This window comes from Mucilaginibacter kameinonensis (genome assembly GCF_003675385.1).
GTDB classification, from domain to species: domain Bacteria; phylum Bacteroidota; class Bacteroidia; order Sphingobacteriales; family Sphingobacteriaceae; genus Mucilaginibacter; species Mucilaginibacter kameinonensis.
The window spans coordinates 1,545,376-1,560,381 of record NZ_RCWZ01000001.1 but is presented as its reverse complement, the minus strand read 5'-3'; the positions used below and the strand labels follow the sequence as shown (position 1 = coordinate 1,560,381).

The window sequence follows — 15,006 nt, the reverse complement described above, 5'->3', positions numbered from 1 at the left end:
AATTAATATAATTTTTTGTTGTACCCTAAGGGTTAACAAGGAAGATTATTCTTCTGTTTCAGCAGCTGGAGCTTCAGTTTCACCTTCAGCAGCTACTTCAGCAACTTTGCGGGTTCTTTTGCCGCCTTCGTTAGCTTCAGGAGCATCAGCTTTAGCTTTTGCAGCTACTGCTTCTTTTTCAGCTTCATCTTCTTTCTCGCGTTTGCGCTCATCTAAACCTTCTTCGATAGCTTTGATGATGATGCTGGTGATCAATGAAATTGATTTAGTAGCGTCGTCATTCGCAGGGATCGGGAAGTCGATGTTTGAAGGATCAGAGTTGGTATCAACCATAGCAAATGTAGGGATGTTCAACTTTAATGCTTCTGAAACCGCGATGTGCTCTTTCTTAACGTCGATCAGGAATAAAGCAGCTGGTAAACGGTTCAGATCAGAGATACCACCTAAAAGGGTTTCTAATTTGATACGCTCACGCTGAATCATCAAACGCTCTTTTTTAGAAAGGTTGCTGTAAGTACCGTCTTTAGTCAATTTATCGATGTTTGACATCTTTTTGATTGACTTACGTACAGTAGCAAAGTTGGTTAACATACCACCTAACCAACGCTCGGTGATGTATGGCATGTTTACGCTTTTTGCGTAATCAGCAACGATATCTTTCGCTTGTTTCTTTGTAGCTACGAATAATACCTTACGGCCTGATTTTACAATTTGTTTTATAGCTGCAGCAGCTTCTTCAACCTTAGTTAAGGTTTTATTTAAATCGATAATGTGGATACCGTTACGCTCCATGAAAATGTACTGTGACATTTTCGGATCCCATTTGCGGGTAAGGTGACCAAAGTGTACACCAGCGTCCAGTAAATCCTGATAAGTTGTTCTTGCCATTTTGTTGTCCTCCTGTGATTAACGTTTACTGAATTGGAATCTCTTACGTGCTTTCCTGCGACCTGGTTTTTTACGCTCAACCATACGGTCATCGCGGGTCATTAAGCCTTTAGCACGTAATGCCGGTTTCTTTTCAGCATCAAGTTCAACAATAGCTTTAGCGATAGCTAAACGAACGGCTTCTGCCTGTCCTTTTACACCACCACCTGCAACGTTTGCTTTAACATCGTATTTTCCGGTGCTACCAGAAACCTCAGTGCTCTGAGTTACGATATATTGCAATGGCAAAGTAGGGAAATACTCTTTGTAATCTTTACCGTTAACGATGATCGCGCCATTTCCTTCTGTAAGGTAGATGCGGGCAACGGCTGTTTTTCTTCTGCCTGAAGTGTTAGTTGTTGGCATTTTTTTTCTCCTTAAAAATTAAAAATTAAATGGCTTTTGGGTTTTGCGCTGCATGAGGATGCTCAGCACCTGCATATACATGCAAATTGCCGAATAATGCTTTACCCAAACGATTTTTAGGTAACATACCACGTACCGCTTTCTCGATGATGCGGGTTGGATGTTTCGCCAATAACTCCTTAGGAGAAATAAAACGCTGACCACCTGGATATCCAGTGTAACGAACATAAACTTTGTCGCTTAGTTTGTTGCCGGTCAGTTTTACCTTGTCTGCGTTGATAACGATCACATTATCACCACAGTCTACGTTTGGGGTGAAATCAGGCTTGGTTTTACCACGAATGATCATTGCGATCTTCGTAGACAAGCGCCCCAAAATCTCGCCTTCGGCGTCAACAACAACCCATTGTTTGTTAACGGTTTTTTTGTTGGCTGAGACAGTTTTGTAACTTAACGTATTCACTTGCTTTAAATTAAATTGTTTAAACGTTTATTATACCCCGTATTTTCGGGACTGCAAAGATAGGGTTAATTACTTTATTAGCAAATAGTTTTTAAGGAAAAATTTAACCATGATTTTTAGGATTTATAGATCAGCATGATTTTATTTTGTCTGAACCTGAATTTGTTAAATTTTCATTATTATCAGAATTCCGGAAATTCTGATAATTCGTTTAATTCGAGTTCAGACATTGAGTGTTGCCTGCGGGCCGGGCTATCCGCTCATACGCCTGCAGGCCTTACGCACATTAGCCGGTATCCGCTGCTATCCCTAACACATTGTTAAGGTTATAATAAGCCATCCTTTATTTTGTAATAAGTTTTTTACATTCACATGATATAAATATATTAGCGGGAACAACTATTAACCCCTAAATAATTGGCCCGCGCTGTTTACCGGCTTACCTTAACCTTGCTTGTACTTTTAAGTGCCGGCAAGCTATTTGCCCAAACCCTGGCCGATCCGGTTGATTCACTACAATCACAGGTAGATGCCACCAGTATTTTAGCTTCCATATTCAGCGGCAAAAGCAGCAAGCCTTCGGTAACAACTACACAATCACAAAATCGCACCTACTGGTCGGTATTACCATCGGCCGCTTATAACCCCAGTGTGGGCTTTGCCGTCGGTGTGATCTCATCGGGAGGGAAATATTTTGGCGATCCTTCAACTACTACACTTTCGGTTATTAACGCGGGCTTTTACTTGTCAACCAGCGGGCTCTCTACCTTTGAGTTTAAGCAAAATGCCTTTTCGGCACAAAACCAATGGAACCTGCAGGGCACCGTACAAATAGGTAAAACTGTTGCCATGGATAACGGCCTTGGCACGGGCCGGCGCAGCTATGGCGAGGGTAGTTTTTTCATGAATGATACCCATTTTGAAAACAATCCTGACGCCTTTCCTATCCGCTACCTGTACATCAAAGCCAACGAACGAATCTATCGCAAACTGGCTAACCATATCTATGTGGGTGCCGGCTTAAGCTTTAATTATTACAGCCACATTGATGACGACCGCAAGGATATTCCCATAACCCAAACACACAATTATCGCTATAGCATCCGCAATGGTTTTCCCATTAACTCGTATCAAGCTAATGGTTTGCTTTTCAATTTCCAGTTCAACAACCGCGATCAGCCAAACCGCCCGTTCAGGGGGATTTATGCTGATATTGTTTTGCGCAGTAATCAAACCTGGCTGGGCAGCAACCGTGATGCCATGCAGATAAAGTTCGAATTCAGGAAATACTGGAGCTTATCATCAACCCATCCTGAACATGTATTTGCAGTCTGGCACTGGTCAAACTATCTGTTAAGCGGGGCCCTGCCCTATCTTGAGTTGCCAGGCACCGGCAGCGATGCTTACGGACGCATTGGCAGGGCTTTTATTATAGGCCGCTTCAAAGGCATGTCATTCGTATACAATGAGGCCGAATACCGCTTTCCGCTTACATCAAACAAGTTGCTCAGCGGTGTAGCATTTATTAATGCCGAAACGGCCAATAACCAGCAACGCATCAGGCTGTTCAGGCATTGGGAACCTGGTGGCGGCGCAGGCCTGCGACTGTTGTTTAATAAATACACCCGCTCCAATCTCTGTATTGATTATGCAAGGGGAACTTATGGCTCAAGCGGTTTCTTTTTAGGACTTAACGAAGTGTTTTAGCTGTAAGCACGCTTAGTTAAAAGCACCGGCATTATAAATGGTGTCATTTTTGTACTGAAAAAGTTTTTGAACAAGCAATTGACCGTAAAATGCGTACTCCGTTAACCTCACAACTACTTGGCGACCTTATTGAAAAAGGCTACGAATATGTATTAGTTAAAGTAACTGTAAATCAGCAAACAGAAGAAGTTGTTGACATTACCCTTGTACCTGTTAAAGGAAAGCCGGAGCTGAATAACCTGCCTGCAGGCTTTGAAACCTTTTACCGCATAACCCGCGAGCCTATGCAGCTGGTGTGCGGTGTAGACAAGACCAGTATTTTTATCGAGTATCAATCGGTTGACGATGCCATAACCGACAAAGATATTTTTGACGATACCTATTTCAGGATGAGCGAAGAGTTTTTCAGGCAGGTGCTGGATAGCCTTGAAGACTACGCCGTGATCACCACTGATAAAAACGGCAATATCAACAGTTGGAATACCGGCGCCCAAAAAGTACTTGGCTATACAGAACAGGAAGCTTTAGGACTTAATGCCCGCATATTTTTTACTATTGAAGATATCGCTTCCGGCAAACCCGAAATGGAATTAAAGAAAGCATTGAGCATGGGCAGGGCTATTGATGAACGCTATCATGTGCGTAAGGACGGATCACGCTTTTGGGGCAGCGGTTTGTTTTTCCCGCTGTTTGATGAAGAACACAATCACAGGGGCTTTACCAAAATAATGCGCAATCAGCGCGAGGAGCAGCAAGCCAAGGAACTTGGCATATAAAACAAAAGAGGCACCCGAATGAGTGCCTCTTTTGTTTTATATTTTTTAAACGGAATTAAGCGTTGTAGCTTACACCGTGGTCTTCTTCAACCTGTGGGTTAATGAATGGAGAACCTTTAGTAAAGCAGCCTACAATTAAAAGGTAAGCACCAAAAACTAATTGAGGTAACACCATTTTATCAGAAAACGCGTAAACCCATGGTGAGCAAAATAAAAATGAACCCATAATTACGTCACCAACATTGTGCATAACCATCGGAAATTGTTTAATAAAACCCATTTCGTTTTTAGCGAAGATAGCCATGATCAGTTGCAACCAGCCAATTATTAAAGGCAGGAACAAAGCAGCGCCACCAACATGCAGTGTACCACCGAAAGTCCATAAAGTTGAGATCATTAACAGGGCTACAACGTAGTTTAAAAATCCGTAAGTTTTGGTTGAGATGAAGCCTTTCATTTTTATAGCTTATTTATAAAGTACCAGTATAAACGATTTATATCAAAATTCTGTGCCAAAGTTAAACATTTGTATGGCTTAAGCACAGTAAATTTTAAAAATTTGAACCCGCAGATAATTAACTGGTTACCAGGTCGCGGAATAACTGAATATGCCAGCTATCCTTAAACGGAACCTCCCATTTAGTTTCCAGTTCGGTTAAGTTTTGCACCAGGTTATTGTAAACAATAGTTTCTTTGTTGATGCTGCCGTCTTTAAGCTTTGCTTCAAAACCATGGCGTGGCAGTGATAACACTTCCTCCCCTTCGCGATAGGCCAGGTTGAACCTATCAAACAAGTTAATGCCCAAATGCTGCTGCACCTGCTGCATAAAATGAACCGACTTATCAATTGAACAACCGCTGGCGCCTGCCTGGCTTTCATCAACTATTAAAATAAAAAAACGGTTGTACCTGACTTCGGCCTTAGCCTTCAACTGGTTGTTATGGGCTGTCCAACCGGTGGTAAACCTATCCAGTTCAGGCTGTATAGCGGATACTTCCTGATCGGTTAATTTCCTGTCCGACTGATATATCCAAACTCTTGACTGTGGAGAAAAAATCATTTCCAAAAATATCAATTTATTAACTTCAGGTTACATTCTTGTTGTCATGAAAACATCAAATATTCCGGCGATCGGGAAAACCATGCTCATTACATCAATTTTTGCCTTCAGTGCGCTAAATTACGGTTTTAAAGCCGAAATGAGCGAACAGGAATGGCTAAACTGGAGCAACAAATGCCTGAACATCAGTTTTAACCCATCCGGCGAAAACAACCTGAAAAAATGGGAATTAAACCTCACCGCCGATTATTTTATCCGCCTCCGAAAAACTTATCAACAGGGTAAGCAGGAATATTTTTCGTTTAACCTGCACCGCCTCACCAATATTGACTACATAGTCGGCGATACCACAGGCATACTTAAATTTAACACCCAAACCGACGATATTATTGTGCAAACCTATGAAGATCCCGCAGGCAATATCGACTCTATGGCTACTTCGCTCGGTTTACCGGTACACAATATGAACCCGGCCCGGTTTGACAGTTTGAAAAACGCGCTGAATTATTTCAGGATGAAAAGTTTATAAACCATTGGCCCTTGCGGTGATCTCAGCAATATCAAGCACTTTTATCTCCTGCTCTTTATCCTGATGTTTTACACCATCGGTAAGCATGGTCATACAAAACGGACAGGCGGCAGCTACTACCTGGGCTTTAGCCTCAATCACATCGGCAATACGCTCCATGTTGATTTCTTTTTTACCTGCCTCCGGTTCCTTGAACATTTGAGCACCACCGGCGCCACAGCACAAACCGTTTGATTTACAGCGCTTCATTTCAACCAATTCGGTATCCAGTATTTCAAGCGCCGCACGAGGGGCTTCGTAAACATCATTCCCCCGCCCTAAATAACAAGGATCGTGGTAGGTGATTCGTTTGCCTTTAAAGCTTTCACCCCCCTCGGCCTTGAGCTTACCATCATTAATGAGCTGCTGGATAAGCTGGGTATGATGAATTACCTCATAATTGCCGCCCAAGCCGGGGTACTCATTTTTTATAGTATTGAAGCAATGCGGGCAACCCGTAACTATTTTTTTGATGTTATAACCATCCAATACCTGGATATTCATCATAGCCTGCATCTGGAACAGAAATTCATTACCGGCACGCTTAGCCGGATCGCCGGTGCAGTTTTCCTCCGTTCCCAAAACAGCATAGCTGATACCAACATGATGAAGGATCTTACAAATATCACGGGTGATTTTGCGGGCGCGTTCATCAAAGCTACCAGCACAACCAACCCAAAATAATATTTCAGGTTCTTTGCCCTGGGCAGCCATTTCGGCCATGGTAGGGATAGCCAATGGTTCATTGTTCATAGTTCATAGTTTCTTTTATGCCCGATGTTTAACGGACATCATATCATTAATTACTTCTTTATTCAACATAGCTATGATCTATGAACCATTAACTATGATCTCTGCAACCTACTGTTCTTCCGCCCAGTTAAACCTGTCGGCCTGGCTGTATTTCCATGGGGCGCCGTTGTTTTCCACGTTGCTAAACATATTGTTCAGGCTTGCCGGTGCCTGCGATTCTTCCATCACAATGTAGCGGCGCATTTCGGTTATAATTTCCAGTGGATTGATATTTACCGGGCAAGCCTCTACACAGGCATTGCAACTGGTACAGGCCCAAAGCTCTTCCCGACTGATATAATTATCCAGTAATGATTTATCATCCTGGTAATCTTTCCCATGCTTATCGATGTTATTACCAATCTCCGTAATACGGTCGCGCGTATCCATCATGATCTTGCGGGGTGATAGTAATTTACCCGTAATATTAGCCGGACAAACAGAAGTACATCTGCCGCATTCAGTGCATGTATAGGCCTCCATGAGATTTTTCCAGGTAAGATCAGTTACATCCTTTGCGCCAAACCTTCCTGGTTCACCGGTATTTTCGGGTACGTAAGATGGATCAAGCATCGCTTTAACCTCATTGGTAACTGATGCCATATTGGTAAACTTACCCTTAGCATTCAGATTAGAATAATACGTATTTGGAAAAGCCAGCAGAATATGAAAGTGTTTTGAGTATGGCAGGTAATTTAAAAAACACAGGATGCCTACGATATGAAACCACCAGCAAACCCTTTCGGTAATTACCAATGCCGAAGCACCATCAGGCAGCAATGGAGTCAGCAAGGAGCTCACAGGAAAACTTCCGGCGCTAACGTAGTGACCAAAATGTAACAGCTGCAATTTATAATCGGCCGCGTTCATGGTCAGGAAAGCAGTCATGAGCAATATCTCGGTAATGAGGATATAGTTGGCATCAGATTTTGGCCATTGGGTCATCTCTGTGCCGGTGAACCTTTTCAGATGGATAACATTACGCCTGCAAAGAAAAACAATACATGCAGTAAGCACCAGCACAGCAAGCACCTCAAACGCCCCTATCAGGAAACCATACAACCCGCCAAGCGGATTGGCAAAGATCCGGTGCGAGCCAAAAACACCATCGATCATGATCTCCAGCACCTCCAGGTTGATGATGATAAAGCCCACGTAAATAAAAAAGTGCATGACAGCTGCCACAGGGCGTTTAACCATTTTGGTTTGCCCAAGGGCTATTTTTGCCATAACCTTCCAGCGGAGCGCCGGCTGGTCGGCACGGTCAGTATCTTTACCTAACAATATGTTACGACGTATTTTGGCTACATTTTTACTGAACAGGTAAATAGCGGCGCCCAATATGATTATGAATATAATTTGTGCAATCATTATGCATGCATAGTATTAGTTCAAAGTTAATTGAATTGTTCAAAGCACGAAATGTTTTGCGATCAGAAAAAAATATTCAAAAATTAAGTCACTGATTTTCTGTGTAGTTATTTAGTAAACGAGGGATTATCTAAACTTTTTTCAAAAAAAAGTTTTCAAACATAAAAAAAAGGCTACATTTGCACTCCCCAATCACGGGAACGGTTTGGTACCATAGCTCAGATGGTAGAGCAAAGGACTGAAAATCCTTGTGTCACTGGTTCGATCCCAGTTGGTACCACAAGCAAAAAAAGGTCATTTTCTTATCGAAAATGACCTTTTTGCATTTTAGGGCATCCTTTCTCTCCGACCAAATATCGATTCACATTCACATCGCCCCGTATCTGATCAGATGATTTTTTTTCCTATTTAAATACCTCATTAACAGCATTTTAATAATTTACTAACAAATTGCTTATCATATATATTATTTGTAAGTTTATGTAACCAATTGTATTATTTATGGCGGTAAAATTTTAGGCATTTATTTTGGCCTTACTTTACTTTTTTATTGAATAATTAAGTTATCACCCGCCAAATAAAAGCCTTCGCAAAACGAAATAATTTCCTATATCATATTTAAACTTAAGCACTATGAATAAGATTTTAATTTTCGCAGCTTTATTTAGCTTCCTGATTCTGGGATGTAAGAAAAAAGAGAAGTCTCCTGATACAGGCCTGTCGGGTGCATATGAACTTGAAAAACAAGTTCTCGATCGGGGAGGCAAAGACTCTATTATTAAACGAACGCAAGTTAAAATCTATACGGATCGTAACTATGTATACGCCAGTATAGTTCCCGATTCATCTGTTGGGTTTGGTGTTGGCACGTACACACTTGACTCGGCTAACCGACTTCAGGAACATAGTATTTATACCAGCAGAGCGCTTGACTCATCCCTAACCTATAATCTTGAGATTACAAGAAAACCTGATGGTTTTACCCAAGTCATTCCCGACTTTGCCACGGTAAAAGGTGTAAAATATGCATTGAAAGAAGAGTATAAAAAATTCCCGCCAGCAGATACGTCATTGCTTGATGGCTTGTGGAAAATGGAAAAAACCTATACCATAAAAGGCAAAGACACGATCCCAACCGATGTAACGCAGTATAAAATATTCTGGGGAGGACATTTTATTTTCATACACCGGTTTGTTCAGAATAAGGAAAAAAACATCTTTAAAAATGGGTTTGGGACCGGAGTGTTTACTTTTAGTAATGATACGCTTAGGGAAGAAGAGCAAATATCAAATTACCGGCTTCTTCAGGGTAATAAATTTACCGTTAAAGTCACCATGAATGGCCATGATGAATATACCCAAGTGATTAATAGTGCAACAAATGGCCAATCTGTAGAAATATACAAGCGTGTCAAATAAAAATAAAAAGTCCTTATTTAACCTTGTGTCACTGGTTTGATGCCAATTGGTACCACAGAAACAGAAATCCTCTTAGTTAACGCTAAGCGGATTTTTTGCGTTTATAAGCCTTTCAGGCTTCTGGGATTTATCAAACTTCTGAGTTTGAGGTAAAACTTATTAACTACGGTTAAAGTCATTTAGTGGTTATCTTCGAATATCGGTTTGGAGCTACCGATTAAACAATTCCAATTGCCTGTATAAGAATATTTGCTAACTATGTACCTGCATTAACCTATGTGCCAATTAACCTACCTGCTGCGATAAATTGGCTTAAAATACTAAAACCTAAAACCATGAACCCAACAGGAGTTATTATCAGACAGACCGTTTATACGGTGAAAGAAGTAATCGACCGCCTGGAGAATGCCTTAAAACAAAAAGGCATTACAATTTACGCGCGGATAGATCAGCAGGCAGAAGCGCTTAAAGGCGGGATCAACCTTCCGCCATTTGAGTTTCTTTTATTTGGCAACCCGGCTAAAGGAGGGTTGATAATGGAGTTTAATCCCGCGACAGCGCTCGACCTGCCCCTTAAAGTTATCGCCTGGAAAAACGGAGAGGATAAAACATGGGTAGCTTACAACGATCCGGACTTTATAAAGCAACGGTATTCGTTAACAGACCAATTGACTGCAATCCTGGATATCGGTCCTATTGTCACAGCAATTCTACAGCATTAAATATTTTAATTTAAGGAGCTACAAAGCCATAAAAAAGAAAGGCCATCTTTCGATGGCCTTTCTTTTTTATAATAATCTCAACAAGAAACTTCTGCTGAATATTTTAGCTTCCCATGCAAATCATTCGCTTCGCAAGCTTTTTACCGGGTTTACAATAGCAGCTCTGATTGTCTGGAAGCTTGATGTAATAAAGGCAGTTAATAGCATTCCAGCACCACTTGCCGCAAATATCCACCAACTGATCTGCGTTTTATCCGCATAGCTTTCCATCCATTTGTTCATAGCCCACCAGGCCAGCGGTGTCACAATTACAAAAGCCAACAGGATAAGCGATATCAATTCGGTAGAGAGTAAGCGTACAATTTCCGTAACCGACGCGCCAAGCACCTTTCGTATGCCAATCTCCTTGGTACGCTGACCGGTTGTATAAATAGCCAGGCCCAGCAGGCCGAGGCAACTGATGAATATGGAAAGACCAGTAGCCCAGCTCAATAAGGTAGACGTTTGTTTCTCCTGATCGTAGAATTGTTCTATCGATTTATCGTAAAACTTATAATTGGTATCGTCGTCTGGGTAAAATTCTTTCCAGATCTTGTTCATTGCGGTCATTGTTTTTGACCAGGAAAGGCTGCCAGGAGTTTCAGGTTTCAGGGCAATATGGATAACGCTATTATGAAAGAAGTTGTTACCGCCGGGCGCAAGAATAACCAGGGGACCTATCGGCGACTGTAATGAATGGGTATAGAAATTACCGGCAACACCAACAATACGCCGGGATTTTGAATTGTTCAGTTTTTCCAGCGTTTTACCAATCGCGTCGCCCGGGTTTGCAAATCCAATGGTGCGGGCGTACTTTTCATTAATTACCACACCTGTTGTACTATCGGCAGCGGTAATATTCCGGCCGGCTAATAATTTGATATGATAAAGTTTAATATAATTTTCATCGGCATATTTTATTTCAACCGAAGTGATAATTTCCTTTTTCCCATCTTTATAAAGTGCATTTGTAGCATTTGTTGCCCCTGATGAAGGAGGGAAATACCCAAGGCTTACCATTTCAACACCGGGCAGGGCGCCGAGTTTGTTTAACATCACCTTGTTTGTAGACGCTTTACCAACCTTGTACGGGGTTTGGGCATAAACAATCGCGTCTTTTTTAAAACCGAGGTCCTTATGCAGGGCATAATAAATCTGTTTGCTTACCAACATGGTGGCCATAATAAAAAACTGGGCAATAATAAACTGCGATACGGTGAGGGATTTACGTAGCCATGCATTCCGGGTTTTGTGGGTGCCGCTTTGCACCTGGTTTTTGAGCACCGAAACAGGTTTATAACCCGACAGCATTAGCGCAGGATAAAAGCCTGATAATATGCTAACGATAACTGTTAACACAAACAGAAATATAAATATATCGGGCTGCTGCAGAAAATTGGCTTTTACACCGGGGGCTACAAAACCCGAGAACAGTTTTAAGATCAAGGGCGTTAAGCCGATTGAAATGATCACCGCGAAAAGCGTAATCAAAAATGTTTCGCTCAAAAACTGCATGATCAACTGTGGACGGCTGCTTCCCATGGTTTTACGGATACCGATTTCTTTTGCCCGCTGGGTAGCCTGCGCCGTGGTTAAATTGATAAAGTTGATACAGCCTAACAGCAGCAGGAAACCGGCAATGGCCAGCAACATATACGATTTACTTTTGCTTGCAGGCCCGCTAAAATCAAAAGTACCATATAGCTGGTTAAAATGGATATCGCTCAAAGGCTGAACAGTATAGGTTTGCTCACTCGCGTTTTTGAGGTCTTCGGCACTTTGCGGGTTGCTTTTTTTATACAGGGCGTTAACCTGCTTTTGTACGTTTGCTGCCGAAGCTTTCGGATTCAGCTTAATAAACACTTCCGATGCCGAATTGGTACTTCCCCAACTGTCCAGTTGCATATCCATACCCAGCCTGTTTTTTAGGTTGCCCGAACTGAACGAAATAAAGTCGTGGGCAGAAAAATCAGTATTCTCTTTTATGGTTTCAACTATGCCCGATACTGTTGTTTTTAATGTATCATAAGTTACCGTTTTACCAATCATCTGCTCGTAGCTAAGCGAGGGAAAGTAAACCTTGGCCCGCTCGGAAGTAAGTACAACATGGTAAGGTTCGTTTAACGCCGTTGTAGGCGAGCCGGCAAGCCACGTGTAATTGATTATCTTAAAATAATTCTGATCGGCCAGGGTAATATGATCTTGTCCTTTAAGCTTTACGGGCGCGTTATTTTTATCGGTAACCATTACATCAGGGTTCAATGTATACAAGGGCGCAACTATTTCGACCCCGGTAACGTTAGCCTTTATCCCTGCAGCCATCGGGGTGGTAACCCCATAGCTGTGGCTCTCGTTGCCCTGAAACTTAAAATTGGATACCACGCGATATATCCGGTCACTATCCTTATGAAACTTATCAAATGAAAAATCGTAATGTACTATCAAATAAATTACCAGCGAGGCGCTGATACCAATTGAAAGCCCTACAATATTGATCAGGGTAAATACTTTGTGTTTCCAGAAATTCCGGAAGGCGATTTTTAAGTAATTTTTAAACATAGTGCCGCGATTTGATTTCGAAGGAGACCACTTAGGAATGGCATCACGATTCGAAATTACGGGCGCAAATTGAGGGTGAATGCCCAATTTATAAGTTGAGCAATCCTTTTTCAGGTTATTTTTATACTCCATCGGGCTTTGCCCGGTCATTTGTTTAAAAACACGGGTAAAGGTACTTTGCGAATTAAATCCAGCTTCATAGGCTATGCCCAGAAAAGTGATATGATCATAAGCGGGGTCCTGCATTTTCGCGGCCACATCCCTCACACGGTATTCGTTAACAAAATCATTAAAGCTTTTTTTAAGTACCGTATTAAGGATACGCGATAGTTCATGTGTATGCAGATCGAGTTTTCCGGCTAATGAACTTAGCGTTAATTCGGGATCCTGATAATATAAGTTGGCTTCCATTGCCCTCTTCAACCAAATCCCTTTACTCTTTGATTCTCCCGTTGGCGACGATCTGAGAGGCGTAGATTGCTGAACAATTAGTGCAGCCTGTGGCCTCAGGAAAGCAGCCATCGAAGTCCATATAATGATTACCGCCAGGAAGATGTAGAAAGTATAATAAACGTGTGTACCCAATTGATTCCGGTAGCCGAAATAGTCTACGGCGGCATAGGCGATCCACAAGGTCCACAATAAGGCCGTAGCCGCCAATAAGCGACGCAGCCATCGAAATTCAAGAAGCGACCGGTCCATCAAAACAGGTTGCAGCCGCCGGTAAAAATGCTGGATAAGCTGATGTGACTTATACAGATAAGTCATGATTGAAATAAAGATGAGCAGCTGAAGTACCGGGTTCAGCACCTGAAAAGTATTGGTTACATAGGTAGCAGCCCCCGTCCGGATGCTTTCTTTAATCTCCAATACCAGCACGGTTTGCTCCAACAACAGCGGACTGAAATGCAGCAGGTGCCTCCGGGTAAATTTGAACTCGGGGCGCGTTATTTTCAGCACATAGAAACAGATCATCGGCCCCATAGCCAGTAAAAATTGCATGGGTAACCTATCCCAGCCGGGCAAATAGTTTTCCAACCGCATATCCATACCTAAAACCCGTATCATCCACAAAACCATTGTGGCCAAAGCCAGGGCAAGAAATCGGTTTGCAGAGCGATTGACGCTTTTTGTGAACCATAGAAGCAAAGCGAAGGTAAGCCCTACGAATATTGTTCCGAGGGCGGCCAGGTCATACAGGTTGATATGAAAGGTGTAAGAATTCAAGTAATTAAATATATCAATCGATATTCCAATCCACTAACAGTCTGATAAATAAAATATTACATTTTAGTCAAACTATACACTTGTAACAAAACCGAACATTAATGCGTCCGGTTTTGAAATGCCATTTCAGTTTGAGCAAAAGCTGATCTTATTAACACAAATTGTTAAGGTAAAAATAAAGCTTAAATAGGTACAGGTCGATTTTTTCTTAATCAAACAAAGGCTTGGTTAAGATAAGGCATCAGGCTGCAAATATCAATATCAGGAGAATCCAACCAATGATCAATGGAGAGTAATCATAGCAGATCTGGGTTAAGCATTCAGCATGAGTTTTACTGAACTTTGCCGATAATCAAGAAATACGCCCCTCTCATTAGTTGCCAAACCTTTTTCAACGACTGTTTTTGCCTGTTTAACGAATACCAACTCAAATCTCTCACCAGGCATTCTATTTTTATACCAATAAAAATATGAACATGGGCTTATTGATTTTCACAACGATATTAAGAAGTAAGCGGGACAAGGAAACACCCCGGCATTATCGGTGCGGAAAGGAGATGATTAAATAACCCGGTTATAATTAAGCTTTACAACCTGCAATGAAAAAGCTACTGCATAACATTCTGAGACTATTGCTCGTCCTCCTGATCTTCATAGGACTACAGGGACGGGTACTTGTACGTTATGCCATTTTTTTCAACAAGAACGTTTCAACCGAAGCCAGCCATTCAAAAGATGTCCATGTCCGGGCGGGCATTATTCATTGTAAACTACAGTCTTATACCCAACAATTCAGGCATTCCGCGCTTCCCGCCGAAATAAGCCTTGTTACGTTTGGGATTCTCGTTGTAATCATCTTTATAGCGCTTCCCGCCTTCCGGGAGGTTTTTACTCCCATTGCCCCCATTCCTCTTTTATACCTCAGAGGGCCGCCATCTTTCAATTAAAATATCCGGACAGTCAGCTTCATGCTGATTGTCGCTGATAGGCCGGTTTCGCCGACTTATCT

At 41.9% G+C, this 15,006-nt stretch carries 13 protein-coding genes and 1 tRNA gene; 6 read left to right on the top strand and 8 right to left on the bottom strand.

Features of this window, described 5'->3' with window-relative positions:
- Positions 1-45 precede the first annotated feature (45 nt).
- Genes rpsB through rplM form a run of 3 tightly spaced genes read right to left on the bottom strand, consistent with a single transcriptional unit; the run spans position 46 to position 1,756 of the window.
- On the bottom strand, positions 46-888 hold the full coding sequence (rpsB, locus tag EAH55_RS06915) for a 30S ribosomal protein S2 (protein WP_112573239.1): 843 nt from the start codon (positions 886-888) through the stop codon (positions 46-48).
- Between the two features lie 18 nt (positions 889-906).
- On the bottom strand, positions 907-1,293 hold the full coding sequence (gene rpsI, locus EAH55_RS06910; protein ID WP_090529485.1) for a 30S ribosomal protein S9: 387 nt from the start codon (positions 1,291-1,293) through the stop codon (positions 907-909).
- 25 nt (positions 1,294-1,318) lie between these two features.
- Positions 1,319-1,756, bottom strand: coding sequence for a 50S ribosomal protein L13 (gene rplM, locus EAH55_RS06905; RefSeq protein ID WP_091220406.1), 438 nt, complete (start codon positions 1,754-1,756; stop codon positions 1,319-1,321).
- A 417-nt stretch (positions 1,757-2,173) separates the two neighbouring features.
- Between rplM and EAH55_RS06900 the strand changes: the two genes are divergently transcribed.
- Both EAH55_RS06900 and EAH55_RS06895 read left to right on the top strand, forming a co-directional pair.
- Positions 2,174-3,463, top strand: coding sequence for a BamA/TamA family outer membrane protein (locus EAH55_RS06900; RefSeq protein ID WP_121808967.1), 1,290 nt, complete (start codon positions 2,174-2,176; stop codon positions 3,461-3,463).
- An 89-nt stretch (positions 3,464-3,552) separates the two neighbouring features.
- A complete protein-coding gene (locus EAH55_RS06895; protein ID WP_121808966.1) occupies positions 3,553-4,239 on the top strand; it encodes a PAS domain-containing protein in 687 nt (228 codons plus the stop codon).
- A 55-nt stretch (positions 4,240-4,294) separates the two neighbouring features.
- Here the strand turns inward: EAH55_RS06895 and EAH55_RS06890 are convergent, their stop codons facing one another.
- Both EAH55_RS06890 and EAH55_RS06885 read right to left on the bottom strand, forming a co-directional pair.
- Entirely contained in the window at positions 4,295-4,696 is a 402-nt protein-coding gene (locus EAH55_RS06890; protein ID WP_091165187.1) for an SPW repeat domain-containing protein, read from the bottom strand.
- A 118-nt stretch (positions 4,697-4,814) separates the two neighbouring features.
- Positions 4,815-5,300, bottom strand: a complete 486-nt coding sequence (locus EAH55_RS06885) for an ABC transporter ATPase (RefSeq protein WP_121808965.1) — start codon at positions 5,298-5,300, stop codon at positions 4,815-4,817.
- A gap of 46 nt (positions 5,301-5,346) precedes the next feature.
- Between EAH55_RS06885 and EAH55_RS06880 the strand changes: the two genes are divergently transcribed.
- A complete protein-coding gene (locus EAH55_RS06880) occupies positions 5,347-5,829 on the top strand; it encodes a hypothetical protein (protein WP_121808964.1) in 483 nt (160 codons plus the stop codon).
- Here the strand turns inward: EAH55_RS06880 and EAH55_RS06875 are convergent.
- Both EAH55_RS06875 and EAH55_RS06870 read right to left on the bottom strand, forming a co-directional pair.
- Positions 5,824-6,621 (bottom strand): (Fe-S)-binding protein, encoded by a 798-nt coding sequence (locus EAH55_RS06875; protein ID WP_121808963.1) that lies wholly within the window; start codon positions 6,619-6,621, stop codon positions 5,824-5,826. The two genes, EAH55_RS06880 and EAH55_RS06875, sit on opposite strands and share 6 nt — an antisense overlap.
- Before the next feature lie 108 nt (positions 6,622-6,729).
- Positions 6,730-8,031 carry a (Fe-S)-binding protein gene (locus EAH55_RS06870; protein ID WP_121808962.1) on the bottom strand — a complete coding sequence of 434 codons (1,302 nt, stop codon included), beginning with the start codon at positions 8,029-8,031 and terminating at the stop codon, positions 6,730-6,732.
- Between the two features lie 207 nt (positions 8,032-8,238).
- On the opposite strand from EAH55_RS06870, the gene EAH55_RS06865 reads away from it, so the two are divergent.
- The 3 genes from EAH55_RS06865 (at position 8,239) to EAH55_RS06855 (ending at position 10,172) form a co-directional block, all read left to right on the top strand.
- A tRNA-Phe gene (locus EAH55_RS06865) sits at positions 8,239-8,311 on the top strand.
- 353 nt (positions 8,312-8,664) lie between these two features.
- Complete coding sequence (locus EAH55_RS06860; RefSeq protein ID WP_121808961.1) at positions 8,665-9,450, top strand: hypothetical protein; 786 nt, start codon at positions 8,665-8,667, stop codon at positions 9,448-9,450.
- Positions 9,451-9,785: 335 nt separating this feature from the next.
- Positions 9,786-10,172, top strand: coding sequence for a DUF302 domain-containing protein (locus tag EAH55_RS06855; RefSeq protein WP_121809057.1), 387 nt, complete (start codon positions 9,786-9,788; stop codon positions 10,170-10,172).
- A 120-nt stretch (positions 10,173-10,292) separates the two neighbouring features.
- Here EAH55_RS06855 and EAH55_RS06850 read toward each other — a convergent pair whose 3' ends face one another.
- A complete protein-coding gene (locus EAH55_RS06850; protein ID WP_121808960.1) occupies positions 10,293-13,997 on the bottom strand; it encodes an ABC transporter permease in 3,705 nt (1,234 codons plus the stop codon).
- Positions 13,998-15,006 lie beyond the last annotated feature (1,009 nt).